Annotated in this window: 24 protein-coding genes; 12 read left to right on the top strand and 12 right to left on the bottom strand. The window is 42.9% G+C overall.

Annotated elements, in window-relative coordinates:
• Positions 1-48 precede the first annotated feature (48 nt).
• Positions 49-1,017 (bottom strand): tryptophan--tRNA ligase, encoded by a 969-nt coding sequence (trpS, locus tag HPE63_RS07720; RefSeq protein WP_188313674.1) that lies wholly within the window; start codon positions 1,015-1,017, stop codon positions 49-51.
• A 71-nt stretch (positions 1,018-1,088) separates the two neighbouring features.
• On the opposite strand from trpS, the gene HPE63_RS07715 reads away from it, so the two are divergent.
• Positions 1,089-1,859 (top strand): lysophospholipid acyltransferase family protein, encoded by a 771-nt coding sequence (locus HPE63_RS07715; protein ID WP_188313673.1) that lies wholly within the window; start codon positions 1,089-1,091, stop codon positions 1,857-1,859.
• Positions 1,860-1,898: 39 nt separating this feature from the next.
• On the opposite strand, the gene HPE63_RS07710 is transcribed toward HPE63_RS07715, so the two are convergent.
• The 4 genes from HPE63_RS07710 to recA all read right to left on the bottom strand — a co-directional run bounded on the left by HPE63_RS07710 (position 1,899) and on the right by recA (position 5,663).
• Positions 1,899-3,419 carry an outer membrane beta-barrel protein gene (locus HPE63_RS07710; RefSeq protein WP_188313672.1) on the bottom strand — a complete coding sequence of 507 codons (1,521 nt, stop codon included), beginning with the start codon at positions 3,417-3,419 and terminating at the stop codon, positions 1,899-1,901.
• Between the two features lie 60 nt (positions 3,420-3,479).
• Positions 3,480-4,046, bottom strand: a complete 567-nt coding sequence (locus HPE63_RS07705) for an RNA polymerase sigma factor (RefSeq protein ID WP_188313671.1) — start codon at positions 4,044-4,046, stop codon at positions 3,480-3,482.
• 26 nt (positions 4,047-4,072) lie between these two features.
• Positions 4,073-4,492: a hypothetical protein gene (locus tag HPE63_RS07700; protein ID WP_188313670.1), complete on the bottom strand. Its 420-nt coding sequence runs from the start codon at positions 4,490-4,492 to the stop codon at positions 4,073-4,075.
• Between the two features lie 166 nt (positions 4,493-4,658).
• A complete protein-coding gene (gene recA, locus HPE63_RS07695; protein ID WP_188313669.1) occupies positions 4,659-5,663 on the bottom strand; it encodes a recombinase RecA in 1,005 nt (334 codons plus the stop codon).
• Positions 5,664-6,156: 493 nt separating this feature from the next.
• On the opposite strand from recA, the gene HPE63_RS07690 reads away from it, so the two are divergent.
• The 7 genes from HPE63_RS07690 to HPE63_RS07660 all read left to right on the top strand — a co-directional run bounded on the left by HPE63_RS07690 (position 6,157) and on the right by HPE63_RS07660 (position 14,702).
• Positions 6,157-7,398, top strand: coding sequence for a peptidase U32 family protein (locus HPE63_RS07690; RefSeq protein ID WP_188313668.1), 1,242 nt, complete (start codon positions 6,157-6,159; stop codon positions 7,396-7,398).
• Positions 7,398-7,628: a ferredoxin gene (locus HPE63_RS07685; protein WP_188313667.1), complete on the top strand. Its 231-nt coding sequence runs from the start codon at positions 7,398-7,400 to the stop codon at positions 7,626-7,628. Before HPE63_RS07690 ends, HPE63_RS07685 begins: the two co-directional genes overlap by 1 nt.
• A gap of 55 nt (positions 7,629-7,683) precedes the next feature.
• On the top strand, positions 7,684-8,715 hold the full coding sequence (gene trhO / locus HPE63_RS07680) for an oxygen-dependent tRNA uridine(34) hydroxylase TrhO (RefSeq protein WP_188313666.1): 1,032 nt from the start codon (positions 7,684-7,686) through the stop codon (positions 8,713-8,715).
• Between the two features lie 139 nt (positions 8,716-8,854).
• Positions 8,855-10,018 carry a PSP1 domain-containing protein gene (locus HPE63_RS07675; protein ID WP_188313665.1) on the top strand — a complete coding sequence of 388 codons (1,164 nt, stop codon included), beginning with the start codon at positions 8,855-8,857 and terminating at the stop codon, positions 10,016-10,018.
• Positions 10,011-10,496, top strand: coding sequence for a gliding motility lipoprotein GldH (locus tag HPE63_RS07670; RefSeq protein WP_188313664.1), 486 nt, complete (start codon positions 10,011-10,013; stop codon positions 10,494-10,496). Before HPE63_RS07675 ends, HPE63_RS07670 begins: the two co-directional genes overlap by 8 nt.
• Positions 10,489-12,846, top strand: coding sequence for a penicillin-binding protein 1A (locus HPE63_RS07665; RefSeq protein ID WP_223198083.1), 2,358 nt, complete (start codon positions 10,489-10,491; stop codon positions 12,844-12,846). The genes HPE63_RS07670 and HPE63_RS07665 overlap by 8 nt, the downstream gene beginning before the upstream one ends.
• 701 nt (positions 12,847-13,547) lie before the next feature.
• Positions 13,548-14,702 (top strand): serine hydrolase domain-containing protein, encoded by a 1,155-nt coding sequence (locus HPE63_RS07660; RefSeq protein ID WP_188313663.1) that lies wholly within the window; start codon positions 13,548-13,550, stop codon positions 14,700-14,702.
• On the opposite strand, the gene HPE63_RS07655 is transcribed toward HPE63_RS07660, so the two are convergent.
• The 5 genes from HPE63_RS07655 to HPE63_RS07635 all read right to left on the bottom strand — a co-directional run bounded on the left by HPE63_RS07655 (position 14,699) and on the right by HPE63_RS07635 (position 19,881).
• The gene (locus HPE63_RS07655) at positions 14,699-15,853 is read right to left on the bottom strand and encodes a methionine aminotransferase (protein ID WP_188313662.1); all 1,155 of its coding nucleotides are present in this window, start codon (positions 15,851-15,853) and stop codon (positions 14,699-14,701) included. The two genes, HPE63_RS07660 and HPE63_RS07655, sit on opposite strands and share 4 nt — an antisense overlap.
• Before the next feature lie 48 nt (positions 15,854-15,901).
• Complete coding sequence (locus tag HPE63_RS07650) at positions 15,902-16,369, bottom strand: very short patch repair endonuclease (protein ID WP_188313661.1); 468 nt, start codon at positions 16,367-16,369, stop codon at positions 15,902-15,904.
• 64 nt (positions 16,370-16,433) lie between these two features.
• Positions 16,434-17,183 (bottom strand): succinate dehydrogenase/fumarate reductase iron-sulfur subunit, encoded by a 750-nt coding sequence (locus HPE63_RS07645; RefSeq protein WP_188313660.1) that lies wholly within the window; start codon positions 17,181-17,183, stop codon positions 16,434-16,436.
• A 7-nt stretch (positions 17,184-17,190) separates the two neighbouring features.
• A complete protein-coding gene (locus tag HPE63_RS07640) occupies positions 17,191-19,191 on the bottom strand; it encodes a fumarate reductase/succinate dehydrogenase flavoprotein subunit (protein WP_188313659.1) in 2,001 nt (666 codons plus the stop codon).
• Between the two features lie 12 nt (positions 19,192-19,203).
• On the bottom strand, positions 19,204-19,881 hold the full coding sequence (locus tag HPE63_RS07635) for a succinate dehydrogenase cytochrome b subunit (protein ID WP_188313658.1): 678 nt from the start codon (positions 19,879-19,881) through the stop codon (positions 19,204-19,206).
• A gap of 377 nt (positions 19,882-20,258) precedes the next feature.
• Here HPE63_RS07635 and HPE63_RS07630 point away from each other — a divergent pair, with 377 nt between their 5' ends.
• The 3 genes from HPE63_RS07630 (at position 20,259) to HPE63_RS07620 (ending at position 22,629) form a co-directional block, all read left to right on the top strand.
• Positions 20,259-21,149 carry a RimK family alpha-L-glutamate ligase gene (locus HPE63_RS07630; protein WP_188313657.1) on the top strand — a complete coding sequence of 297 codons (891 nt, stop codon included), beginning with the start codon at positions 20,259-20,261 and terminating at the stop codon, positions 21,147-21,149.
• Complete coding sequence (locus HPE63_RS07625; protein WP_223198082.1) at positions 21,115-22,098, top strand: succinylglutamate desuccinylase/aspartoacylase family protein; 984 nt, start codon at positions 21,115-21,117, stop codon at positions 22,096-22,098. The genes HPE63_RS07630 and HPE63_RS07625 overlap by 35 nt, the downstream gene beginning before the upstream one ends.
• Positions 22,099-22,290: 192 nt before the next feature.
• A complete protein-coding gene (locus HPE63_RS07620; RefSeq protein WP_188313656.1) occupies positions 22,291-22,629 on the top strand; it encodes a hypothetical protein in 339 nt (112 codons plus the stop codon).
• 27 nt (positions 22,630-22,656) lie between these two features.
• On the opposite strand, the gene HPE63_RS07615 is transcribed toward HPE63_RS07620, so the two are convergent.
• Together HPE63_RS07615 and HPE63_RS07610 are read right to left on the bottom strand one after the other, a co-directional pair.
• Positions 22,657-23,064 carry a DUF2721 domain-containing protein gene (locus tag HPE63_RS07615; RefSeq protein ID WP_188313655.1) on the bottom strand — a complete coding sequence of 136 codons (408 nt, stop codon included), beginning with the start codon at positions 23,062-23,064 and terminating at the stop codon, positions 22,657-22,659.
• A gap of 3 nt (positions 23,065-23,067) precedes the next feature.
• Positions 23,068-24,051: a ThuA domain-containing protein gene (locus tag HPE63_RS07610; RefSeq protein ID WP_188313654.1), complete on the bottom strand. Its 984-nt coding sequence runs from the start codon at positions 24,049-24,051 to the stop codon at positions 23,068-23,070.
• Between the two features lie 198 nt (positions 24,052-24,249).
• Here HPE63_RS07610 and HPE63_RS07605 point away from each other — a divergent pair, with 198 nt between their 5' ends.
• A complete protein-coding gene (locus HPE63_RS07605; protein WP_188313653.1) occupies positions 24,250-24,537 on the top strand; it encodes a hypothetical protein in 288 nt (95 codons plus the stop codon).
• Position 24,538 lies beyond the last annotated feature (1 nt).

Genomic DNA, 24,538 nt, shown 5'->3' with positions numbered 1-24,538 from the left:
TTTCTAATATAAGTGGCTATAACAGACTGATCGGTTTGTTTCTAGGAATCAATATCCGACTTTACCCCTTACCCTGTTCAGGACAACATCGGCCACTTTTTTGGCTTTCCCAGCACCGATTTCAAGGGCCTGGTCAATCTCATCCAAATGGCTCATATAGTAATCGAACTTTTCACGGGCAGGCCCAAATTTTTCAAGGATTACTTCATACAAAGCTTGTTTTGCGTGTCCATAGCCGTAATTTCCACCTTTATAATTAGACCTCATTTCAACGATTTGCTCTTTGGAGGCTAAAATCTTATAAAGGGCGAATACATTGTCGGTATCCGGGTCTTTGGGATCTTCCATGGGGGTACTATCTGTCTTGATGCCCATAATCTGTTTGCGCAATGCCTTGTCGGGTTGAAAGATATTGATAAGGTTGCCCTTGCTTTTACTCATTTTTTGTCCATCCGTACCTGGAACGTACATAGTGTCCTCATGTATTTTGCCTTCTGGCATAACAAAAGTATCACCAAATTGGGCATGAAAACGTGACGCAACATCCCTAGTCATTTCAATATGCTGTAATTGATCCTTACCCACAGGTACGATATTCGCATCGTACATTAAGATATCTGCGGCCATAAGCATAGGATAATTGAACAAGCCGGCATTCACATCGGCGAGGCGATCAGCCTTGTCCTTAAATGAATGGGCAAGGGTTAGCCGTTGATACGGAAAAAAGCAACTAAGATACCAGGCCAATTCGGTAACTTGGGCAACGTCGCTCTGTCTGTAAAAAACGGTTTTTTCGATATCCAATCCAAAAGCGAGCCAAGTAGCTGCGGTTGCATACGTATTGTTCCTTAATTCATCACCATTTTTAATTTGGGTCAGGGAATGCATATCCGCAATAAATAGGAAAGATTCGTTTTTGGGATCCTGTGCCATTTTTACGGCTGGGATGATAGCACCTAGGATATTCCCCAGGTGTGGTACACCTGTACTTTGTATGCCAGTAAGTATTCTTGCCATTGCATTGTTTTAAAGAAGCACAAAGGTAAAACAAATCATAAATAACTGGTTCAAATTGTTATTTTTGATCAATGCATCGTATAGTACAAAATATTGGATTCACTTTATACCGCATTTGGTTTTATATATTGGTCTTACTGCCCATACTTCTCTTTTTGCCATTTTTGGTGATTACCACGATATCGGAAAAAACATATCCCCAGTTTTTCTGGTTGGCCCGTAACTTATGGGCAAGACCCATATTATTGGGCATGGGTTGCCCACAAAAAATATATTGGGAGCAGAAACTGGTTCGGGGCAAAAGCTATATGTTGGTTGCCAACCATACGAGTATGTTGGATATTATGTTGATGCTGAGGATCAGTAAAAATCCTTTCGTTTTTGTCGGCAAAAAGGAATTGGTGAAGATCCCCCTTTTCGGGTTTTTCTACAAACGTGTATGCATCATGGTAGATAGGGAAGATAGTCGCAGTAGAACAGGTGTGTATCGCAGGGCCCAACGAAGATTGGATCAAGGATTGAGTATCTGCATTTTTCCCGAGGGAGGGGTTCCTGAAGAACACATTTTATTGGATGAGTTTAAGGATGGAGCCTTTAAGATGGCAATTGCCCACAATATTCCTGTGGTACCCATGACATTTTATGACAATAAAAAACGCTTTTCCTTTACTTTTTTGAGCGGAGGCCCTGGATTGATTCGGGTCAAGGTACATTCCTTTTTTGAGACTTCAATATTGGAGAATGAGGACAAAACGACCTTACGAGAAGAGGTTCGCAATGTAATTCTACGGGAATTGGTAAAAAACCGAGAGGATAAATCCCTAAATACCACCAAGGTTTAAGAAGTTTGGGTCATCTTAAACCACGGGGTTGAACAACCTTTAAAATTTAAAATTCAATCCGCTATACACACCAATGGTAAAAGGTCGGAAATCACCGGCAGTATCTGAAAAGGTATTTAGTTGATATTTGAATATGGGTTCTATATTCAATTCTATTTTCGAAGTAAACTTATAATTCACACCTAATCCTATATTGGTACTGAAATTCATGGTATTCAAATTATTGGCCTCACCCATTTCGGTCGTTAATTCACCGGATGTTAACGAAACAGCGTTATCTACCAGGAACAATGAACTAAAACCACCAATAAGATCGACCCCGAATTTAGTATCGACTAGGGCATATTTAAGTTCCAACGGAACCTCTAAATATCCAATTTGCTGGGCCATCACCCCTGATAAAGAAGGATTTTGGGCAGCTGCATCCGAGGCGGTCTTGCTGCTTAATGTACTTATACTGTTGGTTTTACTATCCACTATGATATTCCTAGAGGCATTGCTATAGTCAATATTTTCAATTTGTCCGTTCCCGAAACTCTCCAGGGTAGAGGAAAACTCCACATCATTGGTATTGTAGCCATAATCCACTTTATGAAGGCCCGTTTTAATGGAAAGTTTTTTGCTTATCTCGTAAGAAACGGCCAGACCATAACTCAGGTTGACATCACCGGATTTTGAATTGGGAACGAATATCGAATGAACGGGTGAACCACTTCCAATCGCATTGAAATAGACAGGTGCAATGCTCGGGCCGGCAGACCATTTGCTTTCTTTCGCTTCGGAAATCACATCTTCCTGTGTTTCCAAAGCTTCAAATAGCAATTTTTTATACCCTTTGGTTTTTTCCTCTGTCCCATTATCCTTATCCGCTACGATGGCATCGTCTGTAGCGTTTAGGTCATTGTTATCCGGGGTGTTTTCATCGCTTTTTTGGCCCGCCGACGGGTTATGGGCATCAGTATCGTTTGCTACGACCTGTTCACCAGCGACCACAACGGATTCATGCTCTTTGGTAAGGACATTTTCACCTTCATCGATTTTGTCCGTTTCACCCTCGTCCTGGACTGCGATTTGGGCAATTTCAGGCTGCTGTGTTAGTAAAGGTCCTTGGTTTTTGCGATTGGCCACTTCTCCTTGGGTTTTAGGGGTAGTCGCTGTCGCAGGGGGTGTGTTGAATGGCTTTGTTTTGGCATCGACCCCATTGGTCTCTTCATTTTTAACATGATCCGATGGAGTTTGCTCTACGATTTCCGGTGTTTTTGGGATAGGGGATTGCTCAATTTCCTTGATTTGCCTTTGGGGGTCCTCCTTTACCTGATCCACGTCAGTGATGATCGTATTGGGATCAGTGCTATGATCCTTAAACGGATTGGTTAGGAATAAACCAATTGCCAATACGGCGGCTATTCCGCCCAGTTTCCACCAAAAGGGGATAACTTTACGGCTTTTCTTCTTTTTATTCAAAGAGGTCTCTATTGATTTCCAGACTTTTTCGGTAGGGACGTCTGAAAAGTTCGAGAATTTCTCTTGGAATAATTTGTCCAAGTTTTTTTTACTCATTTTGCTATGTGTTAAGCAATGTTCATGTTATTAAACCTGTTGTGGTCAACCGCTACGGTTTCACATAGGTCCTCCCAAAGCCAGTATCAATATGCTGATAATGGCCTTGGTCGTTTTATTTTCAATTTTTTCTTTTAAGATCATTCTTGCCCTGGCAAGGTTTGATTTTGATGTGCCCGGCGATGTGCCGAGCATGGTACTTATTTCTTTGTGCGAATATCCATCCAACACATAGAGATTAAAGGTCAATCGGTATTTATTTGGTAATTCCTGTATATACTTCAGTAGGGTCTGAAGTTCAATATCGGCATATCCGGTGTCTACGTCTACCTCTTCCTCTATATTTTCGGAAACTACTTTTAAATATTCTACTTTCCGGTATTTCTGTAATACGGTGTTTACCGTAATGCGTTTGATCCAGCCTTCAAAAGAGCCCTTCGATTTATATTGGCCTATCTTTTCGAATATGGTCATGAAACTGTCATGAAGGCTATCCTCGGCTTCCGCTTTATTGCGTGAATATTTAAGACAGATACCGAACAGTATATTGGCGTATTGCCTATATAACTGCTCATGTGCCTTCCTATCCCCTTTTTTACATTTGTTTATGAGCTCTTCTAGACTCAAAATATCGGTTAGGTTTTTATAATGGTCTAGTTCACCGGAACTACAACCTCTAAAAATTGCGGGTCTCCGTTTGCATCTTCCCCTTGATAGAATCGAAATAAATAAGGTTCGGAATAAATCACAACAAAATCAAATGAATCTTCTATTGTCCGGATAGCTTCTGTACACACTTCTTGATCGGTTCTTTGTGAGCCTATGGCAACAACTTCCCTAGTGGTAACATCCTCCTTGGTTACATCAAACCCTTCAAAGTAAGTACACCCATCAGGTAAGGTATAGGTAACATTAATTTGATAGGTTGCATCGAGGTCAAATGATTCAGGCATTTCTACACTTTCGATCTGTAAGGCTACAAAACGAAAGTTCGGGCCGTCATCCCCCAAATCACAGGAATTAATGGTCAGTGCTACCACAAGCACCCAAAGTGCTATAAATCTCCTTTTCATAAACTAATGATTTATTTATTTCTAAGATGAAATTATAGGGTAATGGTTGCGTTTACTACAGTTAAGGTACAAGAAAAGTCGTTTTGAACGTAAATATTCAGCCCCAATCGACAAAAAAGGCGCCAAAAGGCGCCTCATCATTCTTACCGGTAAAAAATCAAAGGACTTATTTAACGGCTGTTATAGCCTCTCGGATTTTAGCCTCCAATTCCTCGTACAATTCGGGATTGTCGTTTAATAGCGCCTTTACAGCATCCCTACCTTGCCCAAGTTTGGTATCTCCATAGCTGAACCAAGAACCACTTTTCTTTATAATTTCATATTGCACTCCCAGATCAATGATCTCTCCTATTTTGGAGATGCCCTCACCGTACATAATATCGAATTCCGCCAGTCTAAAAGGAGGGGCCACCTTGTTTTTGACCACCTTCACCCGTGTTTTGTTACCTTGAACGGCACCATCAGTATCCTTGATCTGTGTAGAACGGCGAATATCCAATCGTACCGAAGCGTAGAACTTTAGGGCGTTACCTCCGGTAGTGGTTTCCGGATTACCGAACATAACCCCGATTTTCTCCCTTAATTGGTTAATGAAAATCACGGTACAATGGGTTTTGCTTATCGAGCCGGTCAACTTTCGGAGCGCCTGTGACATTAATCGGGCATGCAATCCCATTTTTGAATCCCCCATTTCCCCTTCAATCTCACTTTTAGGGGTCAATGCGGCAACTGAATCGATGACCACAATATCAATGGCCCCGGAACGGATAAGATTATCCGCGATTTCCAATGCTTGTTCCCCATTATCCGGTTGTGAAATAATCAAATTGTCAATATCAATCCCCAATTTTTCGGCATAAAAACGGTCAAAGGCATGTTCCGCGTCGATAAAGGCGGCGATACCGCCATTTTTTTGTGCTTCAGCAATGGCATGCAATGTTAAGGTGGTTTTACCGGATGATTCTGGACCGTAAATTTCAATGACCCTACCTCTCGGGTAGCCGCCGACACCAAGTGCGATATCAAGACCCAAAGACCCCGAAGGTATTACTTCAACATCCTCAACGACACTATCCCCCATCTTCATAACGGCGCCTTTGCCATAGGTCTTATCCAGTTTATCCAAGGTTAGTTTTAATGCTTTTAATTTTGCTTCTTTTTCAGAACTCATCTCATATAAAATTAGGAACGCTAATTTACCATTTCTTTTTTCAAAATACCATGCCTCCAAATTATTTTGTGCACTGATAGGGCAAATGGGTAGGATAACCAACGCAACCTTTTTAAAAAATGCACATCTTACTAAAAATGGTATATACTAACTCAATATACGAACCATTTGTCTTCGGACAGTGGGCAGTGGTGGTCATTTCCTTTTTTGCATTTGTAAGAATGTTATGAAAAAGAAAAAAAATGGGGTGGCCAATAAAGAGTCTTGAAATCTCAAGGCTCTTTTTTATTTCCAAAAATGTAATTAAACGAAGACGCTCAAAATGCAGGGGAGAGCAGACCCTAATATTTTGCGGGGGGTAAGGTTTAGGCGATTTTAGTAGCCTTCTGCCGTTAGTTGCTTGCCAACTAGGACCCTGATTTTAAAGGGATAGGATGATTATTTGCCTATAAAATGTATCTTTGCAGTCCAAAAAATACAGGGATTTGAAGTTATGACAAGAAATGGAAAGATAGAACTAATGGCCCCCGCTGGGAATTTCGAATCCCTACAAGCGGCTATCGATAACGGGGCGGATTCGGTCTATTTTGGTGTTGAGCAATTGAACATGCGGGCACGGGCGACCATCAATTTCACCCTGGAAGATCTGCCCATGATTACGCGCCGTTGTAGCAAAAAGAAGATCAGAACGTATCTAACGTTGAATACCATCATCTACGATCATGACCTGTCTGTAATAAAAACGGTTTTGGATGCCGCCAAAAAAGCGGATATCACCGCAGTTATTGCCATGGATCAGGCGGTTATCGCCTATGCCAGACAAATAGGGATGGAGGTTCATATTTCGACCCAAATAAACATAACCAATATTGAGGCCGTCAAGTTTTATTCGCTTTTTGCCGATACCGTTGTTCTAAGCCGTGAATTGAGTTTGCGACAGATCAAGAATATCTGTGCACAAATACAAAAGGAAGGCGTAAAAGGACCTTCGGGCAATTTGGTCGAGGTTGAGGTTTTCGGGCATGGGGCATTATGTATGGCGGTTTCGGGAAAATGCTATCTAAGTTTGCATTCCCATAACTCATCGGCGAATAGGGGGGCTTGTAAGCAGAATTGCCGAAAAAAATATACGGTTATCGATCAAGAAAGTGGTTTTGAGATCGAGATTGATAATGAATACATGATGTCGCCCAAGGATTTGTGCACCTTGGATTTTCTAGACCAGATAATCGATGCTGGCGTTAAGATATTGAAGATAGAAGGCCGAGGTAGGGCGCCTGAATATGTGGCGACGGTTACAAAAACCTATAGAGAGGCTATCGATGCCCATGACCAGGGGACATTCACCCAGGAAAAAGTAGATACTTGGATGAAGGCATTGGAAAAAGTGTATAATCGAGGCTTTTGGGGGGGCTACTATCTCGGTCAGAAACTAGGGGAATGGAGCGATGGCCCGGGCACACAGGCCACCCAAAAGAAATTGTATGTGGGTAAAGGGGTGCATTATTACCCCAGGCCTGGTATCGCGGAATTCAAGATCGAGGCTTTTGATATAAAGGTCGGTGATACCTTATTGATCACCGGGCCAACCACCGGTGTGAAAGAACTGGAATTGCAAGAGGTTATGGTAGACGACCTACAAACAAGAATAGCCGAAAAAGGGAATAATTGTACTTTTCCAACGGGATTTAAGGTTCGGCCTTCGGACAAATTGTATAAAATCGTAAAGGAATAATGGTTGTCGTTACCTTGCAGCGAAAAAAATGCATTGGGTGCAACTATTGTGTGGAATTGGCCCCTGAACAATTTCAAATGTCCAAGAAGGATGGAAAATGCGTTCTGTTGAAATCAATGGAAAAAAAAGGGTTTTTTACCATCAAATCACATGACAATGCCATTTATGAACCCTGCAAGCAGGCGCAATTGGCTTGTCCCGTTAAAATCATAAGCACGAAAATAGTGTAACGATTATACTATCTTTGCGGCCTAAACTATTCTTTAACTTAACGATTGGTATAGCATGCAACTGTACAATACTTTAAGTGCAAAGGAAAGGGAAACCCTTATTGAACAGGCCGGAAAGGAACGCCTGACCATTTCCTTTTACCAATATGCACATATAGGAAATCCATCAATTTTCAGGAACCATCTGTTCTTGAACTGGAACGAGCTCGATGTTCTTGGGCGTATTTATGTGGCCCATGAGGGTATAAATGCCCAATTATCGGTTCCGGCGGATAATTTCGAAGCCTTCAAGGCGCATTTAGACAGTATCTCTTTTTTGAAAGATGTGCGATTGAATATTGCCATTGAACAAGACAATAAGTCCTTCTTGAAATTAAAGGTAAAAGTCAGGAATAAAATATTGGCCGATGGTTTGAATGATGCAACCTTCGACGTGACTAATAAGGGCGTTCACGTGGATGCAAAAAGATTCAATGAATTGATCGAGGATCCCAATACCCTTTTGGTCGATATGCGGAATCACTACGAAAGCGAGATAGGGCATTTTAAAAATGCCATTACCCCGGATGTGGACACCTTTCGCGATTCCTTGGATATCATCGAAAAGGATCTGGAGGAATTCAAGGAAGATAAAAACCTGGTCATGTATTGCACAGGAGGAATCCGCTGTGAAAAGGCCAGTGCCTATTATAAACACAAGGGTTTTAAGCATGTATTTCAGTTAGAGGGTGGAATTATTGAGTATGCAAGGCAGGCAAAAGACCAAAACCTTGAGAATAAGTTTATTGGAAAGAACTTTGTTTTCGATCACAGAAGAGGGGAACGTATTTCCGAGGATGTGATCGCACAATGCCACCAATGTGGTAAATCTTGCGATGTTCATGTAAACTGTGCCAATGAGGCATGCCATCTGTTGTTTATCCAATGCGACGAATGCGGAGCGAAAATGAACCATTGTTGTTCAGATGAATGCAAGAAGATCCATGCGTTGCCCTATAAAGAGCAAAAAAGACTTCGAAAAGGCAAAGTATATAGCAATAAAATCTTCAAAAAAGGGCGCTCCGAGGTATTGAAGTTCAAAAAATAGCAGGGTTTAAAGAAGCGTAATTATTCAATTGTATTTCCCCGCTTTACATCTGCAACAAATTATACTATCTTTACGATTAAGATTAATATGAACCTTTTTTGGGGAGATTGAAGGGTTTTCCCAAATCAAGATACAAAATATGGGTTGTAACAGTTGTTCAACCGGTAAGGACGGACAACCAAAAGGGTGCAAGAACAATGGGACTTGTGGCACCGATGGTTGTAATAAATTAACGGTATTCGATTGGCTTTCCAATATGTCGCTTCCGAATGGTGAAAAACCGTTTGACATTGTTGAGGTCCGATTTAAAAATAGCAGAAAGGAATTTTTTAGAAATTCTGAGAATATTTCGCTTTCAATAGGCGACATAGTGGCCACCCAAGCACCATCGGGTCACGATATAGGTATGGTCACCTTAACAGGGGAACTCGTTCGGGTTCAAATGAAGAAGAAAAAGGTTAAACCCGATGCCGAGGATATCCCTAAAATATACCGAAAAGCCAGCCAAAAAGACATTGACATTTGGCAGAAGGCAAGGGATCGGGAGGAAGAAATCAAAAAACGATCCCGAGAGATTGCCATCATCTTAAAATTGCAGATGAAAATCTCCGATGTTGAATTTCAAGGCGACGCTTCAAAGGCTACTTTTTATTATACGGCCGAAGAACGTGTTGATTTTCGTCAATTGATAAAGGATATGGCCAAGGCCTTTGGAATTCGTATCGAGATGCGACAAATAGGTTACCGCCAAGAAGCACAACGACTGGGAGGCATTGGTTCTTGTGGGCGGGAATTATGCTGTTCGACATGGTTGACCGATTTTAGGTCTGTAAGCACGGCCGCCGCCCGTTATCAACAACTATCACTGAATCCTCAGAAATTGGCCGGTCAATGTGGCAAGCTAAAGTGTTGTCTTAACTATGAGCTCGATCTATATTTGGAGGCGCTGAAAGACTTTCCTCCCCAGGACACCAAATTATTTACGGAGAAGGGAATGGCATTTTGCCAGAAATCCGATATTTTCAAAGCCAAACTATGGTTCTCTTATAAAGAGGACCCATCCAATTGGCATATATTATCAAGGGACCAGGTCGTTGAGATCATGGCCAAGAACAGGAAGAAAGAAAAAGTTGCCAGTTTAGAGGAATATGCCGTTGACAATATTGTTGAGGATAAGGTGGTTTTTGAAAATACGGTTGGTCAGGATAGCCTGACCCGTTTTGATAGGCCAAAAAGGTCCAATAACAGGAACAAGAATAAGAAAAGGAGGAATAACAACAAAAGACGTCAAAAGAATGCTTAGGATTTGGATAGCCTTGGTAGGGGTTGTTTTTATGGTTTCCTGTGATGATTCCATCGTGAAATCGGATTTTAAGGCGACAACCCATGGGTCTTGGAACAGGGATAGTATAGTTGAATTCAATTTCTCGGGATTAGACACCCTTCAATCGCACCAAATGTTCATCAATATCCGTAATGACAACACCTTTCCGTACAGCAACCTTTTTCTGATAGCGGCCCTGGAAGATCCCAATGGGGACACGGTTACCGATACCTTGGAATATCTGATGGCCCAACCCGATGGTACCTGGCTGGGCAAGGGGCATGGTAGTATTAAGGAAAATAAATTATGGTATAAGGAAAACATCGTTTTTCCTTCTTCTGGCGTATATACTTTACGCTTGTCCCATGCAATGCGTAAAAATGGCAATGTAGAAGGTGATGTAAATTTGGAGGGCATTACCGATGTCGGATTTGAAATTGTAAAAAGTAATGAGTAAAAATATGGCAAAGGCCAAGAAGAAAAACACCAATAAGGGCTTTTACAAATATATTAAATGGTTCTGGATCCTTTTTTTTGGCGGGGTTATTTCCATTGTGTTGATATTTCAATTGGCGGCTTGGGGCTATTTAGGAGAAATGCCCGAATTCCAACATTTAGAAAATCCTCAGACCAATTTGGCATCGCAAATCATTTCTTCCGATGGTTCAACTTTAGGAAAGTTTTACTTGGATGACAATCGTACTCCGGTAGATTATGAAGATTTGCCCCAAAATTTAGTCAATGCTTTGGTGGCCAGTGAGGATATTCGTTTTTACGATCATTCCGGTATTGATGCTATTGGATTTGCGCGGGCACTTTTCTTTTTAGGAAAAAGAGGCGGGGCAAGTACCCTATCACAGCAATTGGCACGTCAGATTTATGTAGGACCAAGGTCCAGAAATTTAGTCGAAACAATTAAGCAGAAGATCAAGGAATGGGTGATCGCTACCCAATTGGAAAGAAGGTACACTAAAGAAGAGATCATTAAAATGTACCTTAATATCTATGATTTTGGAAACAATGCAGATGGTATTCGTTCCGCATCCCGCATTTATTTTGGCAAGGAACCCATTGATCTGAAGATTGAAGAGTCGGCCATGTTGGTCGGTATGTTGCAAAACTCTTCCTTATACAATCCTTTACGACGGGAAGAATTAACATGGAACAAGAGAAATCTTGTTTTGTCGCAATTGGCAAAGTACGATTATATAAGCGATGTGGAAAAGGATTCCCTTCAGCCTATGAAGATCAACCTCAATTACAATCCCGAGAATCATCGGGAAGGACTTGCGACCTACTTTAGGATGTACCTACAGGGTTTTATGAATAAATGGATCAAGGAGAATCCGAAACCGGCCATTGAAGGGGAACGTGATACATGGAGCCTGTACCTCGACGGATTACGGATTTATACCACCATTGATTCCCGTATGCAGGCCAATGCCGAAGAAGCGGTTCAAGAGCACATGGAACGGTTACAGGCGGAGTTTTTTCACCAAAACACCCCAGACCGTAATAGTACGGCACCGTTTCTGGATTTGGAAAAAAGTGAAATAGACGGCATTATGGAGCGCGCCATGAAGAATTCAGATCGTTGGCGCGAAATGAAAAGACAGGGCAAATCGGAAAAGGACATTCGTGCTTCCTTTAACAAAAAGACCGAGATGACGGTTTTTGACTGGAAAAGCGATGCCCATGAGAAAGATACCGTGATGACCCCAATTGATTCGATCCGGTATTATAAGATGTTCCTAAGAACGGCCATGATGTCGATGGAGCCCCAAACGGGCCATGTAAAGGCGTGGGTAGGCGGTGTTGATTATCGACATTTTCAATACGACAATGTATATCAAGGAGCACGACAGGCAGGATCGACCTTTAAGCCGTTTGTCTATGCAGCGGCCATTGATCAGTTACGATTATCACCATGTTATGAATTGCCAGACACACAATATTGTATAGAGGCAGAGAAACACGGAAATCCTGAACCTTGGTGTCCCAAAAATTCCGAAGGCAAATTTTCAGGGGAGATGTATACATTGAAAAGGGCCTTGGCTAATTCCAAAAATAGTGTAACGGCCCAATTGATCGATAGGGTCGGCCCTAAATCTGTTGTTTCTATTGTGAAGAACTTGGGAATTACTGGAGAGATTCCAGAAGTACCTTCGATTGCTTTGGGAACACATGACATCAATGTATATGAAATGGTGGGGGCTTATGGAACCTTCGTAAATCAAGGGGTATACGTAAAGCCTGTAATGGTTACCCGGATCGAGGATAAGAACGGTACGGTATTATTTGAATACGTTCCTGAGACCAAGGATGTGTTGAGCAAAGAAGTCTCCTATGCCATGGTCAACTTAATGGAAGGTGTAACCCAAGGGGGTTCAGGAACCCGCCTAAGAACTACGGGATATGATAAATGGAGACCGGAATACAAAGAGATAATCACAGGATATCCATATGAATTCAAGAACCCTATTGCCGGTAAGACGGGAACGACCCAGAATCAAAGTGATGGTTGGTTTATGGGCATGGTCCCAAATTTGGTCACCGGGGTATGGGTCGGTGGGGATGACCGAGCCATACATTTCAAGACGATCACCTATGGCCAAGGGGCATCGATGGCCCTACCCATATGGGCACTATACATGAAAAAGAACTATGCCAATGAGGAATTGGGTGTATCCGATGGCGAATTTCCCAAACCTGAAAACATGTCGATCAATTTAGATTGCACAAAACCTGCAGTAGATCCGGAAAAGGATAAGGATTTGGATGACGATCTTGACGATTTGGATTTCTAAACGGCGTATAGATTTAAAAGCGTACTAGCGGATTATGCCCTTACTTTTTAGCGAAAGTTTAGGGCATTTTTAATACCTTATTTTAGTATAGGTAGATTTTCATTGATTATTCAATACACAAGATCTTGTGTTCGTAAAACAGTACATACTGTCCACGAAGCTTTAAAAAGGGTGACAAATGGAACGACCTTGATGCTTGGAGATGGCCTATTGTGGCCTTTTTGAAATGGAAATATGGGAGCTAACAACAGGTTTTTCATCGATGAAAATTACCTTTCATTTTTTTCACAACATATTAATCATCGTTCACAACAATAATTAAGGGAACAACATCGTTTTAAACTATATTTATAGTGTATTAAAAAATTAACCCCAAACCCTATCTACAAACCTATTTATTATGGATGCCCAAATGAACCATGCCCCAATGAAAGATGAAATCTTAGTGTATAAAAATGATTTTTATCACGGAGTAGTTTTATTGATCAAAAAGTTGTTTATGCTATAATCATTTTTAAAAATGATATGAATTAGAGCCACGCCCACAACGTGGCTCTTTTTTTTATTTTCAGGGCCTATCAAAAACCCAAATGCATCTTTTTACATAAAATGCACCCTTATTTTATCGAAAAAGACAAACCATCGGATTGGTGAATACGATTTGATTTGATTAACTTCAAAGAAGATTAAAACCATTTCTTATGCGCACCATTAAGTTCCTTTATGTAATCCTATTATGTACCTCATCCTTAGTTGCCCAGGATAACTTTTACTTTCCGGAGAGCAATGCCGAGTGGCTGGAAAAACCCTCCAAAGATTTTAAGATCAATGCGGACAAACTCCTGGAAGCGCTTGAATTTGCAAAGAACAACGAATATTCGGGCTCTAGGGATCTGCGGATTGCCATTTTACAAGGGTTTGAAAGGGAACCTTTTCACGAAATCCTAGGCCCGACCAAGAAGCGGGGTGGACCGGCCGGAATGATCCTTAAAAACGGCTATCTGATTGCCAAATGGGGAGACACAAAACGTGTTGATATGACCTTTAGCGTCACCAAGAGCTTTCTTTCGACCGTTGCAGGTTTGGCTTTGGATAAAGGCCTGATTGCCAATACAAACGATAAGGTGGGGCAATATGTGTGGGATGGTACTTTTGGGGGGGACCATAATGGAAAAATCACTTGGGAACATTTATTACAACAGAACTCGGACTGGTCCGGTGAACTTTGGGGAGGAAAGGATTGGGCCGATAGACCACCTATGGAAGGCGGACTTGACGATTGGAAATTTCGTGCTTTGAATGAACCGGGGACCGTCATGGAATATAATGATGTTCGGGTAAATGTTTTGGCATACGCCCTTACCCATGTATGGCGAAAACCATTGCCTTGGGTCCTTAAGGAAAACATCATGGATAAGATCGGGGCATCGACCACATGGCGCTGGCACGGGTACGGGCACGCATGGACAGAAATCGACGGACTTCAAATGAAGTCGGTGACGGGCGGAGGGCATTCAGGGGCCGGACTTTTTATCAATACCGAGGATATGGCCCGTTTTGGACTTTTGTTTTTGAATAAGGGAAAATGGAAATCAGAACAGCTGATCAGCGAATCATGGATTAAAAAGGCCATTGCACCTTCAAAGCCGAATGTGAATTATGGGTATATGTGGTGGCTGAACAAAAAAGGGGACCGACATTGGGAGGGTCTTTCAGAAAATATATATTATGCTGCCGGCTTTGGTGGAAATTTCATCGTCATTGACCGAGAAAATGGGTTGGTTGTGGTTACCCGTTGGTTAGAACCCGGTAAAATCGGGGAAATGATGACCTTGGTGAATGCTTCCTTGCCTTAGAGGTTGCATAAAATCTCAGTGGCCTTTTCAAGGGTGTCCCGCGTTTTGGCAAAACAAAAACGCAATACCTTATTGTCTAAATCCGCAACATTGAAAACCGAAATGGGAATACAAGCCAGTTGATGCTCTACAATCAATCTTTTGGCAAAATCAACATCGCGTTCGTCCGTAATATGTGCATATCCCAGCAACTGAAAATAAGTGCCTTGGGAGGGTACTATGGTAAAGCGTGAACCTTTGAGGGCTTTGAGAAAATAATCCCTTTTTTCTTGATAAAATTCGTTCAGTCCCAAATAATGCTGAGGTTCTGCAAGATAGGTGGCCAAGGCATGTTGCACCGGATGGTCGACACTGAATACATTGAATTGATGCGTTTTTCGAAATTCATGCATCAATTCGGAGGGAGCTGCGCAATAACCCACCTTCCAACCGGTAACATGGAATGTTTTACCAAACGAGGAGCATACAAAACTGCGGGAGGCCAAATCATCAAATCGAGAGGCACTTTCATGGGTATGGCCATCAAAAACGATATGTTCATAGACCTCATCACTGACAACGATGATGTTCGTATCGGCCAAGCTTTGTTGTAGCTCCAGCATATCGGTTTTGGAAAGTATAGTGCCACTGGGATTATGGGGCGTATTGATAATCACCATTTTGGTCTTTGGGGTAAGCTTTTCCCTAAAAACGGACCAATCTACCTTAAATTCGGCATTCAGTTGCACATAGATGGCAATACCCCCGTTAACTTCGATGGCAGGCTCATAACAGTCATATGCCGGTTTTATGACGATAACTTCATCCCCTTTGGTCACAAAGGCCGTGATGGCGGTAAAAATCGCTTCCGTAGCACCGACCGTTACCGTTATTTCAGTTTCCGGATCATATGCCCGATGATGTAATGCGGCAATCTTGGCCGCAATGACTTCCCTTAATTTGGGCAACCCGGCCATGTGGGCATATTGGTTGTGACCCTCATGCATGGCCTTGGAAACCAAATCCAATAACTTAGGATCAGGGTCGAAATTCGGGAAACCTTGGCTGAGGTTAATGGCGTCATACTTTTTAGCCATTTTACCCACGGTAGTGAAAATCGTGGTTTTCACCTTGGGGAGTTTGGAATTGATTTTATGTGGATAGTTGGGCATATAGGATATCTGTCTCCATAAAAATAATAAAACCAGTTCGGTATTTTGCTACTGCTGCCCTAAATGGGAAAGCACTTTTTGCAGGCACCCTTCCAAATCCTTTTTTATTTCTTTTTCCCAAAAACGGAATACCGCATAGCCCAAGCCTTTGAGTTCTGTATTAACCTCCTCGTCCCGCTGCATGTTCCGTTCAATTTTGGCGATCCAGAAGTCCCTATTGGTTTTTACTTTCGGCTTTCGTTCTCTCCAATTATAACCGTGCCAAAATTCCCCGTCTATGAATACAACGGTTTTATACTTATTCAAGACGACGTCGGGTCTTCCTGTCAATTTCCTGGAATCGATCCTATAGCGGTATCCGGCCGCCCAAAGGGCTTTGCGAAAGGCCAATTCGGGTTTCGTATTCTTACCACGGATCTTTCCCATGATCTTCGAACGTTCCGGAGTGGTATAAAATCCTGATTCCTCATTAAAACGAGGCACTTTTATACGATTTTCAGCATAGGATTTGGCCATTCATAAAGATAAAAAATCCCATCCGAAACCGGATGGGATTGTCTAAAATTCGTCAGTATCCCTTTTAGAATTTGATAAGGTTCGCTTTTACCAGTTCCCTGTTCATACGGGCAATGTTCTCCAAGGAAATTCCTTTAGGACATTCCACCTCACAGGCCCCGGTATTGGTACAGTTACCAAAACCTTCCAAATCCATTTGCGCCACCATATTTTTAACCCGGTCTACGGCTTCTACCCGTCCTTGGGGTAATAGGGCATATTGAGAAACCTTGGCCCCTACGAAAAGCATGGCCGAAGAATTCTTACAAGACGCCACACAGGCCCCGCAACCGATACAGGTAGCAGCATCCATTGCCGTATCTGCGGCATATTTGGAAATGGGTATGTTGTTGGCATCCTGGGTGTTCCCTGAGGTATTGACCGATATAAATCCGCCAGCTTGTTGGATCCTATCAAAAGAAGACCGATCTACGATCAAATCCTTGATAATAGGGAAGGCCTTGGCCCTCCATGGTTCAATGGTAATGGTATCCCCGTCCTTAAAACTGCGCATATGTAATTGACAAACGGTAATCTCCCTATCAGGGCCATGTGCCCGCCCATTGATAAACATGGAACACATACCGCAAATTCCTTCTCGGCAATCATGATCAAAAGCAATAGGTTCCTCATCCTTATCGATCAGATCCTGGTTTAATACATCCAGCATTTCAAGAAAAGACATATCCGGAGAAACATCGTCAAGTTGATAGGCTACCATCTTGCCTTTCGCTTTTGCATCTTTTTGACGCCATATTTTTAAGGTTAATTTCATAGGTTTCCTATTTATAACTTCTTTCTTTAACTTCTATATCACTATACTGCAACTCTTCTTTATGGAGGGCAGCATCCGATGGCTCCCCTTTATATTCCCAAGCAGCAACATATTGGAACTCTTTCCTTCGTTGGGCTTCGCCCTCCGCGGTTTGGTATTCTTCCCTAAAATGCCCACCGCAGGATTCTTCGCGATGTAAGGCATCCTTGGCAAACAATTCACCCAATTCCAAGAAATCGGCTACACGTCCTGCCTTGGCCAATTCCTCATTATATTCATCGGCCCGTCCAGGGATCTTAACATCTTGCCAGAATTCCTTTCTAAGCGTCGCTATTTCCGTAATGGCTTCTTTAAGGTCTTTGGCGTTACGCGACATACCACATTTGTTCCACATGATTTTCCCCAACCGCTTGTGGAAATGATCAACGGAGTATTTCCCGTTGTTATTGATCAATTTGTCCAAACGTTCCTTAACATGGTTCTCCGCTGCATCGAATTCAGGGGAGTCTGTTGGAATAGCGCCTGTTCTAATATCATCGGATAAATAATCCCCGATGGTATAGGGCAATACGAAATACCCATCGGCCAATCCTTGCATTAGTGCGGATGCCCCTAATCGGTTCGCGCCATGATCGGAAAAGTTGGCTTCCCCTATGGCATATAAACCGGGAACCGTGGTCATCAAATTATAATCGACCCAAATACCACCCATGGTATAATGTACCGCTGGATAGATCATCATAGGAGTCTCATAAGGGTTTTGATCAACAATCTTCTCGTACATCTGGAAAAGGTTGCCGTATTTACTTTTGATCATCGCTTTCCCCAATTGGGTAACAAGGGCGGCATCATTTTCATCCAATCCTTTTACATGGGCCTGTTCCTTACCGTACCGTTGTATGGCTGCGGCAAAATCCAAATACACGGCTTCCCCAGTGGCGTTTACACCATGGCCGGCGTCGCATCGCTCCTTAGCGGCCCTTGAAGCCACATCGCGGGGCACTAGGTTACCGAAAGCCGGATATCGGCGTTCCAAGAAATAATCCCTGTTTTCCTCTGCAATTTCAGTGGGCTTTAATTTACCGGCTTGAATTGCTTTGGCATCTTCTATTTTTGCAGGAACCCATATTCTACCATCATTACGTAAGGATTCTGACATTAATGTCAATTTGGATTGATGGTCCCCTGAAACCGGAATACAGGTGGGGTGGATCTGGGTGAAACAAGGGTTGGCAAAAAAAGCGCCTCTTTTATGGGCTTTCCAAGCAGCCGTTACGTTACTTCCCATGGCATAGGTAGACAGGTAAAATGCATTCCCATACCCACCGGTTCCTAAAACCACGGCATGGGCCGAATGGCGTTCAATTTCACCGGTAACCAGGTTACGGGCGATGATTCCCCTTGCTTTGCCATCGACGATGACAACATCGAGCATCTCATGACGATTGTACATTTTGATCTTCCCACGTCCGATCTGACGATTCATGGCAGAGTAGGCACCCAATAGCAATTGTTGCCCGGTTTGGCCTTTGGCATAAAACGTTCTGGATACCAATACGCCCCCAAAAGAACGGTTGTCTAGCAGTCCGCCATAATCACGGGCAAAAGGCACGCCTTGGGCCACACATTGGTCTATAATATTTACAGATACTTCCGCCAACCGGTATACATTGGCTTCCCGGGAGCGATAATCCCCTCCTTTTACGGTATCATAGAATAAGCGATATGTAGAATCCCCATCACCTTGATAATTTTTGGCCGCATTGATACCCCCTTGTGCCGCAATAGAGTGCGCTCTACGGGGCGAATCTTGAAAACAAAAGGCCTTTACGTTATACCCCAGCTCTGCCAAGGAGGCAGCAGCTGAACCGCCCGCCAAACCGGTGCCCACGACGATAATATCGATCAATCGTTTGTTGGCAGGGTTTACAAGATCTATTTTGTCCTTATAAGTGGTCCACTTGTCCTTAATTGGTCCTTTCGGCACTTTTGAGTCTAATACAGACATAAATAAATGGTATTAATGGTTAAAATGATGGAAAAGAGCAACTACAATAAATCCTAATGGAATAAGTATTGAATAGGCCTTGCCAATATTTTGAACTGTTTTTCTTCTTCCCATGGTCGCCCCAATGGATTGGAACGCAGAGGTGAATCCGTGTAATAAATGCAGCGCCAATAACACAAAGGCGATGACATAAGCGCCAACGCGCAATGGGCTTTCAAACTTATGAACCAATTCCTCATAATAGCGATAGCCTTCCCCATCGGATAATAAACCGCTCATATCGCCTTGAAGGTACTTCACGTTCATTTCAGGAATCCAGAAATCAATAAAGTGTAATACAAGAAACGCCAAGACCACCCCACCACTTAAAAGCATATTCCGGCTCATCCAAGTTGAATTGGCCGACCCAGTGTTCTTGACATATTTCACTGCCCGGGCACTTCTGTTTTTCAGTTCCAGGATAAAACCCATCACAAAATGGAAAACTACACCGAATATCAGTACCGGCTGCATCGCAAACTGAATCAAAGGATTGGTGCCCATAAAATGGGAAAATTCATTGAAAACGTCTTTACTGAAAACGGAAGTAAGATTTACCGATAAATGAATGATTAAAAAAATAATCAGGAAAAAAGCAGAAAGCGCCATGGCATACTTCCTACCTATTGAAGAATTAAAGAACCCGCTCATTGGTAGTTGATTTTGGGTGCAAATTTACTGTAATGGCAAAATATGAACAAACTTTGAAGAACTTAAGTTTCCTTATTTAGACTCATTTTAAGGACAAAAAACGATCTGTTTAACGTTTTTCGCCCAAATAGCCCCATCAAAGGGGATTGCTTAAACAAGGCGATGGAGGGAATTTGTAGGTAAAGGGAGGCCAAATGGTTTGTAAGTCGATGAAAAGGGATAGAAGTTATCTTCAAAATCCTCAAGTTATAGCGGTGTAACTTTAGCAGTAATAAATCACATCCCTTCATGATACCGTCCTCATTTTTTTTGGGTATTATATTTTATTAGGCATTTTCTTTTTTTTCAACGATCTTACCCGTGGTAAAAATTAGGACATGGATATTGGACTGCTTTCCGTAAGTATGAATGTATATTCCACAAAGCGTATCGCGGAAGAGGCAGAAAACCTTGGACACTATATCGAACTGATAGACCATACCAAATGTTCGGTCAAGTTGGGGTCGGGCAAGCCGAAAGTGTATTATTTAAATGAGAACATCACCGATGTCTTCGATGCCATTATCCCTAGAATAGGGGCCAAAGTCACTAGACATGGTGCGGCTATCGTAAAACAGTTCGAAATGAACGGGGTCTTCAGTACTGCCCGTTCCTTGAGTATAATTCGGGCCAGGAATAAGGTGCGGACACTCCAGATTCTATCGCGCAAACACATTCCCATTCCAGAGACCCTTTTTTCCATCAATCCCGATGATATTGCCGAACAGATCGAACTTTTGGGAGGCCCTCCTGTAATCATCAAGCTTCAGGAAGGCACCCAGGGATTGGGGGTGATTTTGGCGGAAAGCAAAAAATCGGCCAAATCGATCATCGATACGTTTTATAAGATGGATACCAGTATCCTAATCCAAAAATATATAGAGGAATCGAATGGCGAGGACATCCGTATTTTTGTCGTGGGCAACAAGGTGATTTGCAGTATGAAGCGATGTAGCGATGTGGAGGAGTTCCGCTCCAACGTACATCGGGGCGGACTTACCGAGGCGATTACCCCCACGGCGAAAGAGCAGCATATGGCTTTGAAAGCGACCAAACATCTTGGTTTGGGAGTTGCCGGGGTAGATATCATCCGTTCCAAAAAAGGGCCTTTGCTCATTGAGGTCAATGCTTCACCAGGGTTACAAGGGATCGAAGCGATAACTGGAGTGAATATCGCAAAGGAGATAATTTTGTATGTTGAAAGAAATGTTTCGAGAAAAAGAAAATAAAAACATAGAGATAGGCGGGGAAACCGTTATTCCCGGTGAGGAAAAATTGGTAAAGATCAAGATAGACAGGCTTCCGACAGGGACCCTTATCGATATCCCGGTCTATGTGTTCAATTCAAAACAACCCGGACCTACCGTATTGATACAGGCCGGTTTGCATGGCGATGAGATCAATGGGATTGAGATCGTACGCCGTATGTTACAGGATAATCGATTCAAGATCACAAAGGGGGCGATTATTGCCGTGCCCATATTGAATATATTCGGATTTATCCACTTTTCCCGTGATGTACCCGATGGAAAGGATGTTAACCGAAGTTTTCCAGGCACAAAATCGGGCTCTATGGCAAGTCGTATAGCATATCACTACGTTTCCGAGATCATGCATCAAATGGATTTTGCCATCGATTTGCATACTGGGGGTGCCCAACGGCATAATTTCCCCCAAATACGTTTTACCCAGGAAGATGCGGACAGCAGGGAATTGGCCGAGGTGTTTAACGCCCCGTTTTCGTTTCCATCCCGCTTGATCAAAGGGTCGTTTCGCAATGCCGCATTTCGTTTGGGCAAACCCGCTATTGTTTTTGAGGCCGGGGAAAGCATGAGGTTCGATGAGTATTCGATCATGGAGGGTATGCAGGGTATTTTGAATGTGTTGAAACATTTCACGATGATCTCAAAGATAGAACCGATGTACGTTGAGCGTATGGCATCGGTTTTCTTGGCGAATCGTAAATGGCTTCGTGCCCCCACGGCGGGAATGTTCATTCCTGAAATTACGAACGGGAGCGAAGTGCGAAAAGGACAGGAAATGGGACTTATTACGGACACCTATGCCAAGCGGAGCAAAAAAATCAAGGCCCCTTTTGACGGCTTTGTCTTTAGTATCAACCACCAGGCGGTGGTCAACCAAGGTGAGGCCCTTTTTCATGTAGGTTCGCCTTTCTAGGCCTTGTACCTAATTACAAATACCAATACCAATGAGATCGCTTCGTACCTCGCGAAGACGAACCATGTGATTATTTAAAAGGATATCGATGTCCGTTCGAGCGCAGTCGAGAACTATTAACTTAATCAAATAAGGAGGTCTCGACTGCGCTCGACCAGACATTTTCGCACATGATCTTCTTAACAGAATCACATGGATTGCCAGCCCAACGAGTTATTTCGACAAGACAGCTTTCGTACTCCCAAAGATGAATACATTGCCTTTTGTCATTCCGTAGAGGGTACGGAATCCACTGGGATGAAAATCAAACGCCTTCTTTATCAATACCAAAGAGATCGCTTCGTGCCTCGCGAAGTCGTATCAAACAAACCGATGGGTCTGTTTTTTATTCAAAACCCGTTATTACCCCACTTTAGAAGGACTTTAGCCGACATTTTACGCCCCAAAATCGATTCCATCCTAGTTTGGATGGGAGAACAGAACGGTCAAAACAAACTGATCGGTCGGTTTTGGCCAACCCGCGGTTTTTGACTTTTCTAAAGCTAGCCCAATGCCAGACTATGGCTTTTTTTGGGCTTCAGCGGTTATATCCTCCAATTGAATTGATAGCGCTTTGGTCGATAACTGCACTTCGATCAACGAGAGGATCAATGAAATCATCAAGGCCAAAAGACTAATGCCGAAAACCAGGTTGGCCCAAAATTCAAGCTCTATATAAATAAGGAACATGGTGATGACACTGAACAAAAAGCTTAAAATGGCTACGGCCTGCATGTTCTTGATGATCGATAAGCGTTGGCGTAATTTCTTCACTTGGAGTCCTACTGCCGGGGAGGCGGTTTCTTGGAATTTTTGGTGCAATTGTCGAATCAGGGCGGCTATTGCCAAATATCGGGCGTTATAGGCCAACATCGATAAGGAAATCGCAGGGAAGAGCAGGGCGGGAATACTAAGGGTTAGTTGCATGGTTTATTCTATGGTAAAATTACGACTGTTCGATTGTTCTGCAGTAGGAAAATCATGGGGGATGGGAATGGTAACCCCTCCTGTGGCGGCCCATTCAGCCCCTCTGAGCATGGTGGTGATAAAACCAACACATTGCACGGAATAATCGGCATGCCCCAAGATGGAATGGAAAATACGTCCCTGGCCATACTGCAACACCATCATCGCCGGTTCGTGGCGGCCAGAACCATCCTGTTCCTCGGCGGCATAGGTAGTTGCCAAAACCTCCATGTTTTCCGCAGGGCCACGTAATTCTTGATATAATTCGTCTTTGGTGTGCATCCATTTTTCGGGCATTCCCTTGGTTATCGGATGCTCGGTATTTCGCAATTGGATTTGATATTCATGCTGAGGGCCGTGGGCACCTGCATGTCCGGGGGTCATATCCCGTATCAGCTCATCCGTATCAGTATAATAGACATAAGGGCCGTCTTTTTCGTTTCGATCTCCCCATCCGCCCAAACCGATCATCTGGTTATAGGCCGGCCATTCGGGAAAGGAATTGTCCGCGGCATGAAAAACGACCAGGCCACCTCCATTTTCCATATAGGCTTCAAAGGATTTTTGGGTTTCATTAGGCCATGGCGCGGCATTCCATCCGAAATTGCAAATGACCACATCATAGTTTGAAAAATCAGGGGCATAATTTGGGTCCGATTTGGGTTGCTCCACGATTTGGGTGTTATCAACCCTCTCAACCGAAAAATCGGTAAGATAGGCCTCGCCTTTCCAGGTATAGGCGGTGCGTTTTACATCGGCCGCGAACATTCCGGTTTCTTCCAGATACTTTTTGAGCATAAAGGTGATCTTGGGCCATTGGTCGTGGTTGTTCTGTCCGTCAATGATCAAGGCCTTTAATTTAGTGTTTGAAGTGCTGGCATCTTTTTGGGCCATGGCGATATATGACAAAAAAACCGAAAAGATCAGGAGGATGGATTTTATACGCATTGGGCTATACTTTTAAGAGGGTTAAAATTAGCGCTTGGTTTGGCCAATCACAAGGTTTTCAGCGTATTTTCCATGATTATCAAATCAATACATATTAGAGGGAATAACCATTAAAATGATATTTTAAACACCTAAAAAATAATAAATTATAAAAAAATGAGTTAAATTTAGAGATAATAATCAACTAAACCTTAACAAATGGAAGAGTATTTACCGTTAATCATTCAACTGGTTTCAGGCGCCCTAGGGGGCAATGTGGCCGGGAAATTATTAAAGAACATGTCCTTAGGAACACTGGGCAACTCCATCGTAGGAATATTGGGAGGTGGACTAGGAGGACAACTACTCGGCATGTTGGGCCTAAGCGCTGGCGCTGATGCCGGGGCCATGGACATCGCAGGAATTTTGAGCAGTGTTGCCGGCGGTGGTGTCGGAGGCGGTGTTTTAATGGCCATTATTGGGGCGATCAAAAAGGCCATGGCATAAT

Source organism: Maribacter arenosus (assembly GCF_014610845.1).
GTDB classification, from domain to species: Bacteria; Bacteroidota; Bacteroidia; order Flavobacteriales; family Flavobacteriaceae; genus Maribacter_A; species Maribacter_A arenosus.
The sequence above is the reverse complement of the archived record's forward strand: the minus strand, read 5'-3'. Positions and strand labels throughout refer to the sequence as shown.

Excerpts from the sequence above, each read along its gene's own strand:
- trpS (WP_188313674.1), bottom strand. The coding sequence starts at position 1,017 with ATGGCAAGAATACTTACTGGCATACAAAGTACAGGTGTACCACACCTG.
- HPE63_RS07715 (WP_188313673.1), top strand. The coding sequence starts at position 1,089 with ATGCATCGTATAGTACAAAATATTGGATTCACTTTATACCGCATTTGG.
- HPE63_RS07710 (WP_188313672.1), bottom strand. The coding sequence starts at position 3,419 with ATGAGTAAAAAAAACTTGGACAAATTATTCCAAGAGAAATTCTCGAAC.
- HPE63_RS07700 (WP_188313670.1), bottom strand. The coding sequence starts at position 4,492 with ATGAAAAGGAGATTTATAGCACTTTGGGTGCTTGTGGTAGCACTGACC.
- recA (WP_188313669.1), bottom strand. The coding sequence starts at position 5,663 with ATGAGTTCTGAAAAAGAAGCAAAATTAAAAGCATTAAAACTAACCTTG.
- HPE63_RS07690 (WP_188313668.1), top strand. The coding sequence starts at position 6,157 with ATGACAAGAAATGGAAAGATAGAACTAATGGCCCCCGCTGGGAATTTC.
- HPE63_RS07685 (WP_188313667.1), top strand. The coding sequence starts at position 7,398 with ATGGTTGTCGTTACCTTGCAGCGAAAAAAATGCATTGGGTGCAACTAT.
- trhO (WP_188313666.1), top strand. The coding sequence starts at position 7,684 with ATGCAACTGTACAATACTTTAAGTGCAAAGGAAAGGGAAACCCTTATT.
- HPE63_RS07675 (WP_188313665.1), top strand. The coding sequence starts at position 8,855 with ATGGGTTGTAACAGTTGTTCAACCGGTAAGGACGGACAACCAAAAGGG.
- HPE63_RS07670 (WP_188313664.1), top strand. The coding sequence starts at position 10,011 with ATGCTTAGGATTTGGATAGCCTTGGTAGGGGTTGTTTTTATGGTTTCC.
- HPE63_RS07665 (WP_223198083.1), top strand. The coding sequence starts at position 10,489 with ATGAGTAAAAATATGGCAAAGGCCAAGAAGAAAAACACCAATAAGGGC.
- HPE63_RS07660 (WP_188313663.1), top strand. The coding sequence starts at position 13,548 with ATGCGCACCATTAAGTTCCTTTATGTAATCCTATTATGTACCTCATCC.
- HPE63_RS07655 (WP_188313662.1), bottom strand. The coding sequence starts at position 15,853 with ATGCCCAACTATCCACATAAAATCAATTCCAAACTCCCCAAGGTGAAA.
- HPE63_RS07650 (WP_188313661.1), bottom strand. The coding sequence starts at position 16,369 with ATGGCCAAATCCTATGCTGAAAATCGTATAAAAGTGCCTCGTTTTAAT.
- HPE63_RS07645 (WP_188313660.1), bottom strand. The coding sequence starts at position 17,183 with ATGAAATTAACCTTAAAAATATGGCGTCAAAAAGATGCAAAAGCGAAA.
- HPE63_RS07640 (WP_188313659.1), bottom strand. The coding sequence starts at position 19,191 with ATGTCTGTATTAGACTCAAAAGTGCCGAAAGGACCAATTAAGGACAAG.
- HPE63_RS07635 (WP_188313658.1), bottom strand. The coding sequence starts at position 19,881 with ATGAGCGGGTTCTTTAATTCTTCAATAGGTAGGAAGTATGCCATGGCG.
- HPE63_RS07630 (WP_188313657.1), top strand. The coding sequence starts at position 20,259 with ATGGATATTGGACTGCTTTCCGTAAGTATGAATGTATATTCCACAAAG.
- HPE63_RS07625 (WP_223198082.1), top strand. The coding sequence starts at position 21,115 with ATGTTGAAAGAAATGTTTCGAGAAAAAGAAAATAAAAACATAGAGATA.
- HPE63_RS07620 (WP_188313656.1), top strand. The coding sequence starts at position 22,291 with ATGGATTGCCAGCCCAACGAGTTATTTCGACAAGACAGCTTTCGTACT.
- HPE63_RS07615 (WP_188313655.1), bottom strand. The coding sequence starts at position 23,064 with ATGCAACTAACCCTTAGTATTCCCGCCCTGCTCTTCCCTGCGATTTCC.
- HPE63_RS07610 (WP_188313654.1), bottom strand. The coding sequence starts at position 24,051 with ATGCGTATAAAATCCATCCTCCTGATCTTTTCGGTTTTTTTGTCATAT.
- HPE63_RS07605 (WP_188313653.1), top strand. The coding sequence starts at position 24,250 with ATGGAAGAGTATTTACCGTTAATCATTCAACTGGTTTCAGGCGCCCTA.